The organism is Pseudoalteromonas sp. TAP-3C (assembly GCF_059888565.1).
The window spans coordinates 525,785-544,187 of the sequence record NZ_CM187618.1 but is presented as its reverse complement, the minus strand read 5'-3'; the positions used below and the strand labels follow the sequence as shown (position 1 = coordinate 544,187).

Below are 18,403 nucleotides of genomic sequence, written 5' to 3'. Positions count from 1 at the left end.
CATTGAAAACGTTTAGTTGAGTTAGCAAAGGATTAAGATGAAAACGTCAATCGTACAAGCGAATTCAGTCACTGTGATGTTAGTAGATGACCATCCATTATTTCGTAAAGGGTTGAACCAACTAATTGAACTTGAAGATGATTTGCATGTAATTAGTGAACACAGTCATGGTCAGGATGCAATCAAAGCGGCACTTGAGCTTGATCCTGACATTATTATCTTAGATTTAAATATGCAAGGTATGGATGGTCTAGAAACAGTCAAACAAATGCGCAGTAAAGGCATCACATCACGCGTGATTATGCTCAGTGTGTCAGATAACGATGAAGATGTGATCACTGCAATTACCAACGGTGCCGATGGCTATTTACTTAAAGATATGGAGCCTGAAGATATTGTTGAACAAATAAAACAGGCTGCAACTGGCAGAATGGCAATTAGTGAAAAATTGACCCACATTCTTGCTATGGCATTGAGAAAACCTAATCGAAAACCCGAGAACCCGCTTAGTGGACTAACAAGTCGTGAACTTGAAATATTAAAACTGCTCGCCAAAGGGCTAAGTAATAAATTAATAGCGCGGGAGCTGGATATTTCTGATGGTACGGTTAAAGTTCACGTAAAACATTTATTAAAAAAATTAGATTTCCGTTCTCGGGTAGAAGCTGCCGTGTGGATGGTTGATCAAAAGCATTAGAGGTGAGTATGGATTGTGGTTGTGATGCGGTAAAAACACCGCTTTTAGCATTTGACGATGCCCTAGCAAAATTATTAGCAACGGCAACAGTTGTTAGTGAACAACAAACTATAAATGTGCAAGATGCATTGGGTCGAATATTGGCCGTTGACGTGATCTCAAATTTTAATATTCCTCCTTACGCTAATTCGGCGATGGACGGCTATGCATTCAATTATCAAGACCTGAATGATTTTAATCAATTAGAAGTCGTGACTACCTCATTAGCTGGACACCCAAGTAAGCACACACTTAGCACTGGTCAATGTGCTCGTATCATGACTGGTGCAATGATGCCAAAAGGTGCCGACACTGTCATAATGCAAGAGCAAGTAAATCGAGATGGTGAGCACATTAGTTTACAAGCTCAAGTAAAAGCTGGGGCTAATGTACGCGCGCAAGGCGAAGATATTGCCGCTGGTAATGTGGTGTTTAGTAAAGGTCACGTGATACAAGCGCGCGATATTGGCTTGTTGTGTGCTATTGGCGTGGCTAAAGTCAGCGTGTTACGTCAACTTAAAGTCGCGCTTATTTCAACCGGAGATGAGTTAGTTGAACCGGGTAATGCGCTTAAAGAGGGGCAAATTTTTGATTCAAACCGCCAGTTAGTTATGGCGATGTTAACGCCCTTGGGGGTAGATATTCGCGATTTGGGCATTATCGCTGATCAGCGTGAAGCGATTACCCATGCGATTACTCAAGCGACAAAATGGGCTGATATATTGATCACCTCAGGTGGTGTATCGGTGGGGGATGCCGATTTTGTGAAAGAGATATTAACTGAGCTTGGTGATATTAACTTTTGGAAATTGGCTATTAAACCAGGTAAACCGTTTGCCTTTGGTCAAGTTGGTCAATGTGCCTTGTTAGGTTTACCAGGGAACCCGGTGTCTGCGGCGATCACGTTTGATAGATTAGGGGTACCATTTATTAAATTGTGCCAAGGTCATCAACCAAGTAAAGATGTTGCGATTCAAGCTATAGCGCAAGATGATTTTAAAAAGCGTGTTGGTCGTACTGAATTTCAACGTGGCATCGCGACGCAAACAACTGATGGACAATGGTATGTTGAAAGCGCAGGGTTGCAAGGCTCGGGTATTTTATCGGCATTAAGTCGTGCAAACTGCCATGTGATTTTACCTGCTGATGGTGAAGGTGTGCTGCGCTCAGAACTTGTGCAGATTATTCACTACACTTACCTTTAAGTCGCTGGAAACGTCAAATATTCTGTATTTGACGTAAGCTCATATCAGTAAAAGGATTGTTGGTGAGGTTTAAATTGATAATGCCGTCGCTGATTTTTTGTAGCTCATCATCTACATGTGAAACATAAATTATTGGGATTGAAAAACGCTGTTTTAAGTCATTTAAATAATTAAGAATAACGATTTTATGCCTGTGCCCTATTCCCGTTAATGGCTCATCTAACATTAAAAAATGTGGCTTACTTGCTAGGGCTCTGGCAATAGCGACACGTTGTTTTTCACCACCTGATAAATTAACAGGCTTACGGTCGAGTAAGTGGCTAACATCTAGAGTTTCGATAATACGTTCAAACTCCAAACCATTACTAGCACGATTACGACCTTTAAACGCAATGTTTTGCTCAACACTAAGATGAGCAAATAATCGAGCATCTTGAAATACAAAACCAATTTGACGTTTGGCCGGTGCCGTAAAGTGCTGTTGTTCGGTATTTTGCCAGCGTTGCCCTGCAAATTCGACTCTGCCTTTAGCGCTCTTTTCAAGACCTGCAATAATCCGCAATAAGGTGGTTTTACCACAGCCAGAATCGCCCTTTATTCCCAAACAATTTATTTGGCTGGGAGTACTTATTTGGTAGCTTAATTGTTGCCCCGATAAAGCGAGCTGGCAATTAACATCTAGCATAGTTTTGCTCCCGGTTTTTTAGTAGGTTTATTGCAATTAAGGTGATCACTGCAAAGATCAATAATGCCGCAGATAAGTTATAGGCCTTACTATAATTCATTGTTTCAACGGCATCGAAGATGGCTACCGAAAGAACTTGCGTCTCGCCTGGAATATTGCCGCCTATCATTAAAATAACCCCAAACTCACCCACTGTATGGGCAAAGCATAATAGCGCTGCGCTAATAATACCGTGTTTACACAGTGGTAAAGTCACTCGAAAAAAAGCCTCTATAGGGCCCGCACCTAAGGAATCAGCTGCATCAAGCACTTTAGCGTCAAATTGTGCAAATGCAGTTTGTAGTGGTTGCATGGCAAACGGTAAAGAATAAAACAATGAGCCTAATAAAATACCAGAAAACGAAAAAGCTAATTGTTGCCCTGTTAATGCGGCAAATTTTTCACCTAATAAAGTGGTAGGAGAAAACGCCATTAATAAATAAAACCCCAGCACCGTGGGCGGTAATACCACAGGTAAAGTGACCAAAGACTCAATTAAGCGCGACCATAACGAGCGGCTTTTGGTTAACCACCAAGCTAATGGGATACATATCATCATTAATAATAAACTGGTTAATAGTGCCAATTTAAAGGTGATCCAAAAAGCCATCAGCTCGCTACTGCCAAAACTCATTGGCTAACACCTTGATAACCAGCTTGACTTATGATCAGTTGCGCATTGGGGCTTGCTAAATAACGCATAAATTCGTGTACGGCATCGCTCTGTTGCTGACGGTTTAATATCGCAACAGTCTGAGCAACTTGGTAACGCTCATCCAGTAGCTGAAATTGCGCCGCTGGAATATGTTGTTCAAGTATATGACTATACGCAACAATACCTAAATCGACAGTTTGTAACTGGGTAAACTGAAAGGCTTGTGCAATATTACTGCCCTTAATTAGCTGACATTGAGCTAAAACCGGCCTATCTGTGATGATCTTTTGCGCAGCAATACCGTACGGCGCGTAAGCCGGGTTTGCAATACCAATTCGGCATTGGTTAGGTAAAGTTTGTGGCTGATGGGCATAGTTAAATTGTGTTTTAGCGCTGTATAAAGCCATCCGACCATAGGCATATATTTGTGGATGTTGGGCTAACCCTTGTTTAACTAATTCGGCAGGCCTCAATTCATCAGCTGCAAAAAATATATCAAACGGCGCGCCTTTACTTATTTGATGATACAAAGCACCTGTAGATGCACTGGAAATCGTGATTGGGTAAGCGTGTAGACGTTTAAAATCAGCCACTAATTCGGCGAGTGTGGTTTTAAAGTTACTCGCCACAGCAATGCGTATTGGCTGCTCTGTATTGGACTGTGTTGCCTGTGCGTATGAGCATAGGTTAACTGCCAATAAAAGCACTGCGCTAAATATTTTACCTAGCGCGACATAAAATATGTTCACTGGTGTTCCCAGCGCTGTTTTGCGGCGATATCGCTAGGGTTGGCATCAAGCCAAACTTGTTGGCCATTTTGGTGTTCTTTTTTCCAAAATGGCGCTTCACTTTTTAAATGATCCATAACATATTCACAACAAGAAAATGCATCAGCACGATGCATTGCACTGACACCAACATAAACAATCTGGCTATTAAGTTCCAGCTCTCCTACACGATGAATAACATCAATATGATCCACTGAAAAACGAGCTTTAGCGCGGCTACAAATATCTGCCAATACTTTTTCGGTCATCACAGGATAGTGCTCTAAAAATAACGAGCTGACACTTTGCCCGTGATTGATATCACGTACGAAACCAACAAAATTAACGATAGCACCACTTTGTGGGCTTTTTTGTCTTAGTTCGTTGGTGAGTGTTCCAAGGTCAAAATCTTCAACGCATACTTTGATCATTTTAACCTCCGGTAACCGGTGGGAAAAAAGCCACTTCATTGCCTGCTGTTATAATTGTTTGCTCTTGTGCCATGGTTTGATTAACCGCCACTAAGGCATGTTGTGTTGCTGTGAACTCTTGCCACTTTGGGCCTTTATTACCGAGCATGTTCCTGAGTGTTGCCACGTCGACAGGATTTGAAAGTGAAAGTGATAACCGCTCACATGCTAATAATTCACGTAAACGGCCAAAAAATAATAGGGTGATCATAGCTACTCCAAAAACACTTGCTAGCTGTTCAATATAGGTACACAGGGAAAATATAATAGGGACTAAATATAACGTGCTATTACCAACGTTATGAATTGTCTTTATTTATGAAGTTACCTGACTTACCACCTTGCTTTTCAATAACTTGAATATCGCTTATCTGCATGCGCGGGTCAACCGCTTTACACATATCAAAGATAGTTAATGCTGCAATTGATACAGCTGTTAACGCTTCCATTTCAACACCCGTTTGCCCTGTTAATTTAGCTAAGGCAACAATATCAACACGGCAAGCTTGTTCATTTAAAGTAAAGTCAACGGCCACTTTCGACAGCATTAATGGGTGGCATAAAGGGATTAGATCCGAACATCTTTTGGCCGCTTGAATGCCTGCAATACGCGCAACTTGTAGCACATCGCCTTTTTTATGTTCATTATTGACTAGTAACTTAAATGTCGCAGAGGACATGCTAATACTCGCCCTCGCTCTAGCTTGGCGGCAACTTTGTGGTTTATCGCTAACATCAACCATACTTGCTTTACCGTGTTGATCAACGTGAGTCAGCATTATGCGCTCCTTGTGGTACATGCTGCCGTAGATGATTTTTTTACATGTGGGACAAAATTACATGGCCCATGCATACTGTTTAACTGTTCTTTTAAAATGCTCTCCCACGCAGTTTTACATGCATTGGTAGAGCCTGGCATAGCAAAAATAATAACGCTATTAGCCATACCTGCAATTGCACGAGATTGAATCGTTGAAGTACCAATTTGCTGATACGAAATGGCTCTAAATAACTCGCCAAAGCCGGTTACCTCTTTATCAAATAAAGGTACTAAGGCTTCTGGCGTTGAGTCCCGCTGGGTAAACCCGGTACCACCGGTAATTAAAATAGCTTGTATAGTATCACTGGCAATCCACTGTGAAACAATGGCGCGTATTTTATAGACATCATCAATAACAATGGTTTTATCAGCTAAGTTATGGCCGCTTTGGGTTAAACCTGCAACCAGTGTTTGCCCTGATGTGTCGTTTTCTTCGGTTCTGGTATCCGAAACGGTGAGCACTGCAATGTTTAATGGGGTAAATGTTTTTTCGTTTATGTGAGACATGATTTCTCCAAGATAATTATTTAAAAATAAGGGTTCTAAAAAAGCGTTCTCAAGTAACTTAACGCAGTACCTGATTATTTTGTGCCTGAAGCAGCTCGACCCATTGTTGCTGGGTGTTGGTATTGCATAATTTAGTGGGTTCAGGGTGATCAAGGTGTTCAGCTTTGGCAAAGCACAACATACTTTTGATTGAGTAATCCCCTGCTTCAGTTAATTGCTGCTCTATATAGTGACGCAGAGCGTTATTGACCTTAATTACGCACGGTAAAAAAGAGCTTGAATAACACACGCTACGTAGAGTGTTGGCACTGTAAGTTTGTAGCCGGATCAAAGATGCGCTGTCTAATAGTGGCATATCAACGGGTAAGACAGTCACTAAGCAATGTTCAGGTAGTTGTTGTAATACAGCATCAACCCCTCCAAGAGGGCCTTTATTAGGAAACCTGTCATGAATCCCCTGCTTATGATTACGACTGATCAAAACTTGTTCGCATAAACTGGCATGTAAGCGCTGCTGCATGTGCTGTAATAAAGTATGTTGATACCAAGGTAAATTGGCTTTATCTTGGCCCATACGAGATGACTTTCCGCCAGCGAGTATCATTCCAATTTGTTGCATATTACCCCCCTAGCATCGCTAAATCTGATGTTGCACCTGAATAACCTTGATGTAAAAAGTGTGAATCTGCTTTATGCGTTAAAAATTGGCTAATTGCATTATCAAGTATTACAGGAGAGTTGGGGGTCATAAATGGGCGTAGTTCATAGCCTGTATCGCCAAATAAGCATAAATGCAGCTTACCTTGCGACGATACTCTTAAGCGATTACAGGTATTACAAAAATCTTTACTGTAAGGGGCAATAAAGCCGATTTTACCTAGTGCGTCATGGTGGTAAAACTCTCGGGCTGGGCCTGCATTGTTTTCCCGAATAGATTCTAGCCAACCTTGTGAGATCAAATTTTTACCAACTGCATCGGCGCTAACATGGTTCTCATCAAAATAGGTTCTATTATCACCGGTTTGCATTAATTCAATAAAGCGTAAAGTAAGCGGTTTTTGTTTAGCCCAGTCAATTAATTGATCAAGTTGCTGATAATTGTATTGTTTCAGTAAAACAGTATTCACTTTAACCTGTTTGATACCCGTTGCAATGGCATCATCAATGCCTTGTAAAATAGCATCTAAATTATTGCGACCAATGATCGCTTCCATCATACGAGGATCTAAACTGTCGCAGCTGATATTGATTGCATCTAGGCCTGCATCTTGCCAGCTTTTAATATGTCGAGATAGCTGATAACCGTTGGTGGTTATGGCGACTTTTTCAATACCAGGGGTGGCTTTAATGAGTTCGATTATTTCACTAACATCACGACGTAGTGCCGGCTCACCGCCAGTAATACGTACTTTAGTGATCCCTTGGCGCGCAAATGACTGCACCAGAGCGGCTATTTCATCTAATGATAAATAATGTGCTTTATGGTCGCATTTAAAGCCATCAGGCAAGCAGTAGTTACAACGATAGTTGCATAAATCAGTGATCGAGAGGCGTAAGTAACTAAAGCTACGCCCTTGTGGGTCGAGTAACATAATCAACACCTTTCCAAATATCGGGAGGCTTAAAAATTTCTTTTTAAACCCGGTGGCTCAGCCACGGCTTACTCACCATGTTTTTGACGAAGGTGGAGCAGCTCGGAGTTGTATTTCTGCATAAAATAATAAGAACATTTACTGACTTAGGCTATACAACTGGTTGAGTAGTTAGTGAAGATGTAGCTACCCATTAGGGAGTATTTTTTATTTAATTTATTGATATTAAATGTTTTTTATATTTTCTAAAATAAACCATAACAACTAAAAGATGATCGAAATCAATATAATTAGTACTGGTACACAGGTGTGGTTGAATTTATATGTAAACCGCCGTATAACCCAAATTAGTTATTAATGATAAACACAACAGTGAACCCCTATGAGTGATAACCACCAACCATTACTGCCACAGCTTAATGATAAACAATCATTGCGCTACTGCCGGCATATTTTATTGCCACAAATTGATTTTGAAGGCCAAGAAGCATTGCTGAACGCGAAAGTACTTGTGATTGGCTTAGGAGGTCTTGGCAGTAGTTGCGTCCCATACTTAGCAAGCTCAGGAATTGGACAACTCACTTTAGTAGATTTTGATAACATTGAAATTACTAATTTACAGCGTCAGATTATTTATCAAGAATCACAGTTACAGCAAAATAAGGCATTGGCTGCTAAAGCGTTTATAAAAGGCTTAAATAGTGAATGCAAAGTAGACGCTATTTGCACAAAACTTACTGACAATGAACGCGAAGAACTGGTAAAAAGCCATGATGTAGTTATTGATTGCACTGATAACCTAGCTACTCGCCAACAATTAAATCAAAGTTGTTTTAATCATAAAACGCCATTAGTTTCAGGAGCTGCAATTCGATTTGAAGGCCAAGTGACTAGTTTCAATTATGCGCCAAATACGCCATGTTATAATTGTTATGCACATGGTTTTGGTGAGCAGCAATTAAGCTGCGTAGAAGCGGGGATTTTTGCGCCTTTAGTTGGCGTTGTTGGTTCTTTGCAAGCACTGGAAACCCTAAAAATTATAACGAAAGCGGGTGAGCCATTGTTTGGCTCATTGCTATTAATTGATGGCTTAACGTCGCAGCAGCACCGTTTTGCTTATCAGCAAATTGAACACTGCCCGGTATGTGGCTAGTTAACCCGCACTGAGGTTAGTTTATTTGCATACCGGCTATTTGGTGCCAATAACCATTACATTCATTTTCTGTATCGAGCGTCATAGGATAATGGCCGTCATCGTTAGCACGAAAGCGATCAATCATGATCAAGGTTTGCTCAGATTCTGGACTTAGCCTTACAATATCGACCAAACCTTGCATACTTTCTTGTTCATTGATCAAGTTATAGCGCAGCCCAGATTGAGTTTGTACGCCGTTAATCACAAAAATCTGTTGTTGATCTTGGGTTTTTACTTGTCGCCCATTAGGGTGATCAATACAGCATAATTGGCAGTCATCTTTAGAGCGATTAAGCGAACGCGCCGTAAAGCACCTTGATGAGTAAGCCAAAGGTAAGTGACCATACGCAAACACTTCGACCTCTAATGGCAATGTTGCGACCTGTTGATCATGGCGAATATCACTTAGCCAATCACGGGAAAGCTCTACTGGCATCACCCAACGCTGCATACCTAAGTTATGTAAAAATGCGACTGTTTCGCTGTTATAACAATTGATTGCAGCGCCTGTGATAAAAGGTATTTGGTGTTTAGATAAGTGCTCTACTGCAGCCAAATCATTGGCTTCGACAGTAAAACCTAAATTATCGCAATAGCGCCTAAGCATAAATAAATCGGAGTGATTTTCCAGTAATGCCATCGTTGATAAGCATACTTCTTTACCGGCTTTTTTTAAGTTATGAGCGATGCGCAACCAATCTTTAAGTTTGAGTTCTCGTCGCTTTGAACATACTGTTTCACCTAAATAAACAATATCAGCACTGCTATCTGCTGCTTGTTCATAAAACGCTTCAACTTTTGCTTTTGGCCAATAGTATAAAATGGGTCCAAGTGCGTATTTCATTATATATACTCCTATTTCCATTGTTTATGATAAGCACCGAGCGTCGTTTGAGATCCTTCGCTGTATGCACTTAAGCAGCTTTTCATCGCTTCAGTAGGGTTAAAGTGTTGTGGTTGAGCACAGCAAGCGTCTATCGCACTTCGCCAAGTTTTGGTGATATCGCGAACGTAAACGGGACTGCGTTGGCGGCCTTCAATTTTTATTGCTTTGACGCCTAAGCTATATAATTCAGGGAGTAGCTCCATACTATTGAGCGAGGTGGGTTCTTCGAGTACATGATACAGCTCGTCATCTATGGCAAAACGCCCTTTGCATAATGTGGGATAGCCTGCGTGTTCATGCTCTGCAAAGCGATCGATTAGCACCCCATTTAAACGGCTTTCTAATATCTGTTGGTTGTTGTCATTTTGCGTTTGATAATCAACAAATTTAGCCGGTGAACAGACTCCTGCAGTATTGGGAGATTCAGCGGTTAAATACGACGATAAATAACACCGCCCTTCGGCCATAATACATAAACTGCCATAGGCAAATACTTCAAGCTCTATATTAGTTGTACGGGCGAGTTGGCGAATTTGATGAATTGATAACACCCGTGGCAATACCACGCGGGTAACATTAAATTGTTGTTGTAAAAAATCGATAGCCCCTGCATTTGTTGCTGAGACTTGCACCGATGCATGAAGCTCAACATGAGGATAATGTTTGGCGCAATACGCTAATACTGATAAATCAGCCATAATCAGTACATCAGCTCCTAAGGCAACCGCTTTATCGACTGCATTTTGCCAGCGTTTGGCCTGATTAGGATGAGCAAAGGTGTTAATTGCAATATGTAACCGTTTGTTATGGGCATGAACGTACTGCACGGCCTGTTGTAATTGCTGATCTGAAAAATTTAATCCGGCAAAATTACGCGCATTGGTTTGATCGCTAAAACCTATGTACACGGCATCGGCTCCATGTTCAATAGCCATTTTAAGCGATTTAAAACTGCCCGCAGGGCAAAGAAGTTCCATACTTAGCTCCGTTTAAAAAGAGCAATAAGCATAGTTTTAGCTAATAAGAAAACTTTGATCTAGATTAACTTTTACAACATGATGCGACCCCTTACCTAGTAATTGTCATTTCACAAAAAACCCTATCTCCAAAGAAATAGCACTAAAAACCTTAGTGGTAATTTTGCATTAGTAGAGTATTAATTGATTTAGAATAAAATGAAGTGACCTTAGCAACGCTAATTTAACCGTATTTGGCATAAGGATTAAATAATGACCATATATTTCAATGAGTATAAAGAACAGGCAATAACAACAGCTGTTAACAATATCCCCCGTTGTACGGCTCATCTTTTAAAGCTATTACCTAGCTTTCTTGTAAATACTAGCTTAGCGCAATTACTAAATCGCATCTTTAGAGACGAATTAGCCAATGGCCAGCTTGATTACTTACAAAAAAAATGGCTAAAGCTTGAGATCAGTGATTTACAACATTGCTGGTTTATTAGCTGCAATCAACAAGGTTTTATTGTGCAATCTCAAGCACAACAAAGTGTCACCTTTACTGGTAAATTTAATGATTTTAGTTTGTTAGCCGCAGGTGAAGCAGATCCAGATATGTTGTTTTTTAATCGTCGTTTACACCTTAGTGGGGAAACTGAACTGGGCTTATTGATCAAGTCAACTCTGGAAAACCTTGAGGTTGAACGACTACCAATGGCAATAAACTTTATTAATCAACTGCACAGTCGTTTATTACAAAAATATGAAGAACCCAATACTCTTAAAAACCGCTAGGTACGCATATTTAACTGTTGATACCAAGTAAAAATATTGCATAACCACATAGTAAATAAATGGTTATGCATAGAGATTTACAGTCTATTTATTGACATGAACCACAGCAAAAGTCTTTTCCATGTGCTGGTACCTCGATTTTTTGCTCAACAAACAATACATTATTTTCTAAATGAATATGTTCATGTAAATCGTCTTGCAACTCTTTTAATCCGCTATAGAGTAATGTCCATGTACCACAAGCTCCATCAGGTAAGATTAAATTATTAGTCAGCTCATTTATTTTATTAATTTCATTTTCATGTTGCAGATGCTCTTCTTCCATGACTGAAATAGGACCACTAGGATAAATGCCTCGCGATAACATAGGAAAGAGAATTTGTTCTTCCTTCATCATATGGCTTTCAAGCGCTTGCAGCATATTATCAAGGTGGGTAGCTAAACCATTAGGGACCTTTTCGTGATCACTATGGGCTTGTTCAACACGCATCGCTAAATGTTTTAATTCAGGTAGTTGCTCACGATGGCGCTGATGAAAGCGTGTGTAAATATATTCTATTAATTTTTGGACAGGCGCATCTTGCCATTGCTGTTTAGCTAGGTGTAAACGTTCATTTAAATTATTCATAAGGTAACTCCTATTAACTAACTTCAAACTAACCATCGTTATGTCACGGTTAATACTCTTTCTGTTGTTGCTAAGTGCAACAACTGAGCCAAGTTCTACCCCCTCGTGATTATTGACTCTACAAGGTAATAAGGTACTATCAACCCAATTAATTAAGGGTATTTTTAACCTATAAAGTCAATTTAACCATGTTACAAGCAAGCCTTTTAGCAGATATGCTCACCGAGCAGCCTGCAGCGATTCGGTTACAAAATGTAGTTAACACATTGCGCCACCATTTTCATTGCGGTGCAGTGGTGTTACTTAAATTAGATAATGGCGCACTTCAACCGATAGCTATGCAAGGCCTTGTTAAAGAGGCGCTTGGCCGTCGTTTTATGGTCGCTCAGCATCCACGATTAGCAACTTTACTGGCGTCGCGTAGTGCCATTAGATTTGCATATGACTGTCCATTACCCGATCCTTATGATGGTCTTCTTTTCGAGAAACCAGACACCGCGCTAGCAGTTCATGACTGTATGGGGATTAGCCTGTATTTAGAAAATAAATGCTGGGGCGTACTAACATTAGATGCACTGCAACCAGGGACTTTTAGCGACGATACGATACTTCAATTACAGACGTTTAGTTTATTTGTTGAAACCGCTATTCGTATTGGCCAGTTAGAACAAAATGTCAGAGCATTACGACAAGGGCAGCAACATGTTATACCTCAAGCTGGAAGATACGAAAGCGATGACTCAGAAATCATAGGTCAGAGTAAAGTTATTAAGAATGTATTAAAAGAATTGCGAGTCGTTGCAAGTACCGATTTACCTGTGTTATTGCTAGGAGAAACAGGTGTCGGTAAAGAGCTTTTTGCTCGCCAATTGCATTTATTATCTCAGCGCAGCGATAAAGCGCTTATTTATGTTAACTGTGCAGCGTTACCTGAATCACTGGCAGAAAGTGAGCTTTTTGGCCATGTAAAAGGCGCCTTTTCCGGCGCAATTGGAGAGCGCGCTGGACGTTTTGAGGCCGCCCATGGCGGTACTTTGTTTTTAGATGAAGTAGGAGAGTTACCTTTATCCATACAGGCTAAGCTGCTTCGTGTATTGCAAAATGGTGAAATTCAGCAACTGGGTTCAGACAAGTACCGTAAAGTCGATGTTCGATTAATCACAGCAACTAACCGTAACTTGCGGCAACAGGTTGGTAATGAAACCTTCAGAGCTGATTTATATCATCGTCTGTCTGTATATCCATTACCTATTCCACCGCTGCGTGAACGCGAGGAAGATATCTCTATTTTGGCTGGTTACTTTCTTGAACTTAACCGGACTCGTTTAGGGCTTCGCGCTCTGCGTTTATCGCCAGAGTCAGAGCTGGCAATACAACAATATCAGTGGCCAGGTAATGTACGTGAACTAGAACATGCAATAAGTCGTGCCGCAATAAAACTGCTTAGCCATGGCGTTGAAAAAACAGACATTGCAACGATTGAACCGCAGATGCTAGATTTAGAAGTACAATTACCACTTTCCAATGCTGAAGCTACCAATGCAGCTGAAATTGTCAATGAGTTAACTACACGAGGTATCTCAATGAAAGAAGCGGTGGAGTATACGCAACGAAAAATGATCACTGCCGCACTAAGTCGTCATAACAATCGCTGGAGCCAAGCCGCTAAAGATTTGCAATTAGATGCTAGCAACTTGCACAAAATGGCAGTTAGACTAGGAATGAAATAATGTCTTCTCTACTGAGGACCTTGTTTTGGCGCATACTTGCGGTACTGTTTATTTTATTAGCGGTTATAGGCATTGCTTTACCTATTATGCCAACAGTCCCGTTTTTGATTGCAGCTCTATGGGCTGCTAACAAAGGTTGGTTACAACTTGAGACCTACCTAATAAATCACCCTAAATATGGAGCAGATATACAAGCTTGGCGTGATAATAGAGTAATTAAACCTCGCTCTAAAATAATCGCCTTAACAATGATAGCAACTAGCTATGCCGCGTTATGGCGGTTTGTTCCGCAATTATCTTATTGGTTAAAAGGGGGAGTTGCTGTTATGTTAATAATAATCAGCATTTGGTTAGTAACACGTCGTAGCTTTGTAACTAATCATAATAAAAACCTATCATAAGGACTTATGCTTCATTTAGCATGCTACTGGCTTTTGTGTACTTAGCCAGCAGCTTAATACTATCCTAACTTAACCTAGGTTACCGTCTGCACGTGGTGTAGTTAGTACATTAAAATAAACAACTACATAAATACCATAAGCCAAAACCCAGCTTAATGTGCTAAACATAAACCATTTACTGATCATCTCGGGCACTAACCAGGCTAAGAATACGCGCATTAATGCAGCTAAAATAATCAGTAAAAAAGCACCCACCATAATTAACTTAAGTTGAAGTGGCCGACCACTATGTCCCAAAGATACACGGGCTATCATACTGAGGATCATACCACCCATAGCACCGGCAGTTAGTGCGTGAATAGCAATGCTTTGGGTTAATTGAAATCCGACATAATGCAGAGAAAATAACGCCATCCCTATCGGAATAAACCAATAAGCGATGTGCAGTGACCATAGTAAAGGAACTTGCCAAGTGAGCCATATTTTCCATCGCGCTCCTCGAATGCTAGTAGCTAATGCAGCAACAGCAAATAAAAATGCCATAACTAAATTTGGTAAATGAATATGAAGATTCAAAAAGTGAACGACAAAAATAAGCCATAAACTTACTAGTGTAATACGCTCTAGCCATAAAATGGGCTGCACTTTAGCAGTCATTGTGCCATTGGCAGTAAACATTGGCATCACTCGCCCGCCAATAATTGCCATTAATATAGTTATCAAAAATACCGTATTATAAGCACCCAGCAGTTGCATATAATAGTGTTGAAAATGTAGTCCATAATGCATTTGCAAATTACAGACTGTCAGTAACAATAAGATTGGTACAAAGAATAAATTTCGCGTTTGCTTGACCTTCAGTACCATGCGCCCAAATAAAAAAGCTGCAACAGGTAAAAGACTGATATCAACGACAACGACAAACCACCAAGGCAGTTGGCTACCAAACAAAAAGCAGAGTCTTGCTGCTCCCCATAAAACACACAGGATCAATAAAATGTTACCATGCGGCGCTCTATGCCCGGTCCAGTTTTGTACGGCGGTAAGTAAAAAACCCAATACAATAGCAACAACAAAACCAAATAACATTTCATGGCTGTGCCAAAATATACTATTACCATACACTGGTAAGTTGATTTTTCCAGCGAGGGTTAAGCCCCACAATAAAATAGCCAGTGCGCTAAACCCTGCCCCCAATAAAAACAGGGGTCTAAAAGCTTGTCGCAAAATGGGGATTAACTGCTCTTCTTTTTGTCTGTCTGTGATTTGCATCGTGGTTACTACTTAATTATTAGGGTATCTCAATACAATATATCGTGTCTTTACTGGAAAATCGACTCATCTAGCTTTGAAAACAAGCTATTACCCCTTCGTTGTTACTATTGTTTTTTTAACTGCAAATAATTACTCATTAATTGGTACACTCCTTTACTTTACAAGGCATTAAACAGTTATAGCAACTACCCTTAAAGTGGCATTACCCAGTTCTTTTTGTTATTTATAGCTTTTTGATAGTAAAGCATTTTATTACGCATAATAGTAAAGTTTGGCTATCTAATTTAATAGATCTAACTGGAGGTCTTGCATGAACCAACCCTTGTCTGTGACAGGTGGCCAACGTAACAGAGCGCTCGTTTTTTCGACATTAGCGTTTACGCTTTGTTTTGCGGTTTGGACCATCTTTTCAATCATTGGTATTCAGATAAAAACTGACTTTAACTTAACGGATACTCAGTTAGGTTTATTGATGGCAACCCCGATTTTAACGGGGTCAATTAGCCGATTATTTCTTGGGATCTGGACCGACCGTTACGGTGGTCGTAAAGTCTTAGCGCTGTTAATGTTATTAACCGCAGGTTGTGTATTTTTACTCACTTTTGCAAATAGCTACACGATGTTGTTGGTCGCGGCATTAGGCGTTGGCTTGGCTGGTGGGTCATTTATCGTTGGTGTGACGTATACCGCAGCATGGTTTAATGATGCAAAAGAAAAGCAAGGCACCGCACTGGGGATTTTTGGTGCGGGTAATGTCGGCTCTGCGGTCACCAATTTTTGTGCTCCGTTTTTGCTGATAGCACTTGGCTGGCAAGGAACTGCGCAAATCTATGCAATTGTGTTGGCAATTGCTGGGATTATGTTTCTTTTGTTAGCAAAAGAAGATCCATTAAAAGAAAATCGTCAGCAGTTACAGCAACAAGGGTTTTGGCAACAACTGTCCCCATTGGCTGATGTACGCGTTTGGCGTTTCTCACTTTATTACTTTTTTGTGTTTGGTGCTTTTGTATCGTTGGCTTTATGGTTGCCGCATTATTTAATTGGTGTTTATCAACTTGATATTAAAACAGCCGGTATGATTGCTGCTTTATATACTATACCTGCGTCGCTATTTCGTATCTTAGGTGGCTGGATGTCAGATAAATACGGTGCACGTAGAGTGATGTATTGGACATTTATCGCATCCGTTATTTGCACCTTCTTATTAAGCTACCCAAGCACTGAGTATGCGGTTAAAGGTGTTAATCAAACTTATAATTTCCATTTTGAAATCACCTTAGTTGGGTTTGTTTTTCTTACTTTCGCTCTGGGCTTTTTTATGTCACTAGGTAAAGCGGCTGTATTTAAACATATCCCAGTTTACTATCCAAAAAATGTGGGGGCTGTAGGTGGTGTCGTTGGCATGATTGGTGGCCTTGGTGGTTTTTTACTCCCATTAACTTTTGGCATGCTAAATGATGTGATCGGCGTTTGGCAAAGCAGCTTTATGCTGTTATTTGTGATTGCGAGTGCCGGACTTGCTTGGATGCATTTTGCCATTATCAGAGCTGAACGAGTTGAACTACGAGAAGATCGCCAAGAACAGGATTTGCCTGAACTATCAACTCCTAATTCAATGGTATTGGATGATTGGCGTCCGGAAGAGCAAACCTTTTGGGCCGAAAAAGGGAAACGTATTGCTACTCGTAACTTATGGATCTCGATCCCTAATTTGTTTTTGGCATTTGCGGTATGGACTATCTGGAGTATTTTAGTAGTAAAAATGCCAGGGCTTGGTTTTCCTTATAGTTCAAATGAACTATTTTGGTTAGCAGCCTTACCAGCGCTATCGGGTGCTACCTTTAGAATATTCTACAGTTTTATGGTGCCGATATTTGGTGGCCGGCGCTGGACCGCAATATCCACCGCGTCACTACTAGTGCCGTGTATCTGGATTGGCTTTGCTATTCAAAACACGGAAACGTCATACACGGTGATGTTGATCCTTGCATTATTATGCGGCTTTGGTGGCGGTAACTTTTCTTCTAGTATGTCCAACATCAGCTTTTTTTATCCACAAAAAGAAAAAGGTGGCGCACTGGGTATGAATGCGGGGTTAGGTAACTTAGGTGTGTCTGGCATGCAGTTATTAGCACCGTTAATTATTGCTGCGAGTGTATTTGGTGGCATGGGCGGCGACCCGCTGGTTATTCAAGAAGGTGCAAATGCAGGCCAGCTGGTGTGGCTGCAAAATGCAGCTTTCTTGTGGATCCCATTTATTATCATCGCCTCGGTAGCGGCGTGGTTTGGTATGAATGATATTTCTTCTGCAAAAGCATCGTTTAGTGATCAGGCTGTAATTTTTAAGCGTTCGCATAACTGGATTATGTGTATTCTTTATTTAGGCACTTTTGGCAGCTTTATAGGCTTTGCCGCAGGCTTTCCGTTGTTATCAGGTATGTTGTTCCCGAAAGTGGACCCTACCGCTTATGCATTCCTTGGTCCGTTAGTTGGTGCATTAGCACGTCCCGTAGGTGGTATTATTGCAGATAAATTAGGCGGTGCACGAGTTACCTTTTGGAACTTTTTACTGATGATCGTTGGTGTTGTTGGTGTAATGTGCTTCTTGCCAGAGGCTGGCACTGAGGGGGATTTCTGGGGCTTCTTTGGGGCATTTATGTTGCTGTTTATCGCAACCGGTATTGGTAATGGCTCGACGTTCAGAATGGTTCCGGTGATTTTCTTAAATCAACGCAAGCGTGAACTTGGAGAGACTGATGAAGCAATTAAACAGGGTAATAAAGAATCGGCAGCAGTAATTGGATTTATTTCTGCCTTTGCAGCCTATGGAGGTTTTTTTATCCCTAAAGCTTATGGTTCATCTATTAATATGACGGGCAGCGTATCTGCGGCGTTAATAGCGTTCATTGTTTTCTATGCTATTTGCAGCGTCGTTACATGGTGGTTCTATTCACGTGAAAATGCTCCAGATCCTTGCTAAGCTTATTTAGTAAAACTGAAAAGCCTCGATAATTCACAGATTAGTCGAGGCTTTTACTGTACTGTTGGTCATTAAGCT

20 protein-coding genes and 1 riboswitch are annotated in these 18,403 nt (G+C 40.7%); of the genes, 7 read left to right on the top strand and 13 right to left on the bottom strand.

What is annotated here, in order from left to right; translation table 11 throughout:
• Positions 1-37: 37 nt before the first annotated feature.
• The gene (gene narL, locus AC6H44_RS02525; protein WP_500737307.1) at positions 38-697 is read left to right on the top strand and encodes a two-component system response regulator NarL; all 660 of its coding nucleotides are present in this window, start codon (positions 38-40) and stop codon (positions 695-697) included.
• Positions 698-705: 8 nt separating this feature from the next.
• The gene (gene moeA / locus AC6H44_RS02520; protein WP_500737306.1) at positions 706-1,941 is read left to right on the top strand and encodes a molybdopterin molybdotransferase MoeA; all 1,236 of its coding nucleotides are present in this window, start codon (positions 706-708) and stop codon (positions 1,939-1,941) included.
• A gap of 13 nt (positions 1,942-1,954) precedes the next feature.
• Here the strand turns inward: moeA and AC6H44_RS02515 are convergent, their stop codons facing one another.
• From AC6H44_RS02515 to moaA, 9 genes are all read right to left on the bottom strand, one after another.
• Positions 1,955-2,626: an ATP-binding cassette domain-containing protein gene (locus tag AC6H44_RS02515; RefSeq protein ID WP_500737305.1), complete on the bottom strand. Its 672-nt coding sequence runs from the start codon at positions 2,624-2,626 to the stop codon at positions 1,955-1,957.
• Positions 2,613-3,299 carry a molybdate ABC transporter permease subunit gene (gene modB, locus AC6H44_RS02510; protein WP_500737303.1) on the bottom strand — a complete coding sequence of 229 codons (687 nt, stop codon included), beginning with the start codon at positions 3,297-3,299 and terminating at the stop codon, positions 2,613-2,615. The genes AC6H44_RS02515 and modB overlap by 14 nt, the downstream gene beginning before the upstream one ends.
• Positions 3,296-4,069, bottom strand: a complete 774-nt coding sequence (gene modA, locus AC6H44_RS02505; protein ID WP_500737301.1) for a molybdate ABC transporter substrate-binding protein — start codon at positions 4,067-4,069, stop codon at positions 3,296-3,298. Before modA ends, modB begins: the two co-directional genes overlap by 4 nt.
• The gene (locus AC6H44_RS02500) at positions 4,066-4,518 is read right to left on the bottom strand and encodes a molybdenum cofactor biosynthesis protein MoaE (RefSeq protein WP_500737300.1); all 453 of its coding nucleotides are present in this window, start codon (positions 4,516-4,518) and stop codon (positions 4,066-4,068) included. The genes modA and AC6H44_RS02500 overlap by 4 nt, the downstream gene beginning before the upstream one ends.
• Before the next feature lies 1 nt (position 4,519).
• Positions 4,520-4,768, bottom strand: coding sequence for a MoaD/ThiS family protein (locus AC6H44_RS02495; protein WP_500737298.1), 249 nt, complete (start codon positions 4,766-4,768; stop codon positions 4,520-4,522).
• 88 nt (positions 4,769-4,856) lie between these two features.
• On the bottom strand, positions 4,857-5,336 hold the full coding sequence (moaC, locus tag AC6H44_RS02490) for a cyclic pyranopterin monophosphate synthase MoaC (RefSeq protein ID WP_500737297.1): 480 nt from the start codon (positions 5,334-5,336) through the stop codon (positions 4,857-4,859).
• Complete coding sequence (gene moaB, locus AC6H44_RS02485) at positions 5,336-5,884, bottom strand: molybdenum cofactor biosynthesis protein B (protein WP_500737295.1); 549 nt, start codon at positions 5,882-5,884, stop codon at positions 5,336-5,338. Before moaB ends, moaC begins: the two co-directional genes overlap by 1 nt.
• 58 nt (positions 5,885-5,942) lie before the next feature.
• Positions 5,943-6,503: a molybdenum cofactor guanylyltransferase gene (mobA, locus tag AC6H44_RS02480; protein ID WP_500737294.1), complete on the bottom strand. Its 561-nt coding sequence runs from the start codon at positions 6,501-6,503 to the stop codon at positions 5,943-5,945.
• A gap of 1 nt (position 6,504) precedes the next feature.
• Entirely contained in the window at positions 6,505-7,476 is a 972-nt protein-coding gene (gene moaA / locus AC6H44_RS02475) for a GTP 3',8-cyclase MoaA (RefSeq protein ID WP_500737292.1), read from the bottom strand.
• A riboswitch (molybdenum cofactor riboswitch) is annotated at positions 7,467-7,596 on the bottom strand. It overlaps the preceding gene by 10 nt.
• A 262-nt stretch (positions 7,597-7,858) precedes the next feature.
• On the opposite strand from moaA, the gene moeB reads away from it, so the two are divergent.
• Positions 7,859-8,629 (top strand): molybdopterin-synthase adenylyltransferase MoeB, encoded by a 771-nt coding sequence (gene moeB / locus AC6H44_RS02470; protein ID WP_500737291.1) that lies wholly within the window; start codon positions 7,859-7,861, stop codon positions 8,627-8,629.
• A 16-nt stretch (positions 8,630-8,645) separates the two neighbouring features.
• Here moeB and AC6H44_RS02465 read toward each other — a convergent pair whose 3' ends face one another.
• Both AC6H44_RS02465 and ubiU read right to left on the bottom strand, forming a co-directional pair.
• The gene (locus AC6H44_RS02465; protein WP_500737289.1) at positions 8,646-9,515 is read right to left on the bottom strand and encodes a U32 family peptidase; all 870 of its coding nucleotides are present in this window, start codon (positions 9,513-9,515) and stop codon (positions 8,646-8,648) included.
• 11 nt (positions 9,516-9,526) lie between these two features.
• Complete coding sequence (ubiU, locus tag AC6H44_RS02460) at positions 9,527-10,534, bottom strand: ubiquinone anaerobic biosynthesis protein UbiU (RefSeq protein WP_500737288.1); 1,008 nt, start codon at positions 10,532-10,534, stop codon at positions 9,527-9,529.
• Positions 10,535-10,786: 252 nt separating this feature from the next.
• Between ubiU and ubiT the strand changes: the two genes are divergently transcribed.
• The gene (ubiT, locus tag AC6H44_RS02455; protein WP_500737286.1) at positions 10,787-11,311 is read left to right on the top strand and encodes a ubiquinone anaerobic biosynthesis accessory factor UbiT; all 525 of its coding nucleotides are present in this window, start codon (positions 10,787-10,789) and stop codon (positions 11,309-11,311) included.
• 88 nt (positions 11,312-11,399) lie between these two features.
• On the opposite strand, the gene AC6H44_RS02450 is transcribed toward ubiT, so the two are convergent.
• Entirely contained in the window at positions 11,400-11,939 is a 540-nt protein-coding gene (locus AC6H44_RS02450; RefSeq protein WP_500737284.1) for a hemerythrin domain-containing protein, read from the bottom strand.
• A 188-nt stretch (positions 11,940-12,127) separates the two neighbouring features.
• Here AC6H44_RS02450 and norR point away from each other — a divergent pair, with 188 nt between their 5' ends.
• On the top strand, positions 12,128-13,669 hold the full coding sequence (gene norR, locus AC6H44_RS02445) for a nitric oxide reductase transcriptional regulator NorR (RefSeq protein WP_500737282.1): 1,542 nt from the start codon (positions 12,128-12,130) through the stop codon (positions 13,667-13,669).
• Positions 13,669-14,070, top strand: a complete 402-nt coding sequence (locus tag AC6H44_RS02440) for a YbaN family protein (protein WP_500737280.1) — start codon at positions 13,669-13,671, stop codon at positions 14,068-14,070. The genes norR and AC6H44_RS02440 overlap by 1 nt, the downstream gene beginning before the upstream one ends.
• Before the next feature lie 69 nt (positions 14,071-14,139).
• On the opposite strand, the gene AC6H44_RS02435 is transcribed toward AC6H44_RS02440, so the two are convergent.
• The gene (locus AC6H44_RS02435; RefSeq protein WP_500737279.1) at positions 14,140-15,342 is read right to left on the bottom strand and encodes an NnrS family protein; all 1,203 of its coding nucleotides are present in this window, start codon (positions 15,340-15,342) and stop codon (positions 14,140-14,142) included.
• A gap of 313 nt (positions 15,343-15,655) precedes the next feature.
• On the opposite strand from AC6H44_RS02435, the gene AC6H44_RS02430 reads away from it, so the two are divergent.
• Complete coding sequence (locus tag AC6H44_RS02430; RefSeq protein ID WP_500737277.1) at positions 15,656-18,325, top strand: nitrate/nitrite transporter; 2,670 nt, start codon at positions 15,656-15,658, stop codon at positions 18,323-18,325.
• The last annotated feature ends 78 nt before the right edge of the window (positions 18,326-18,403 follow it).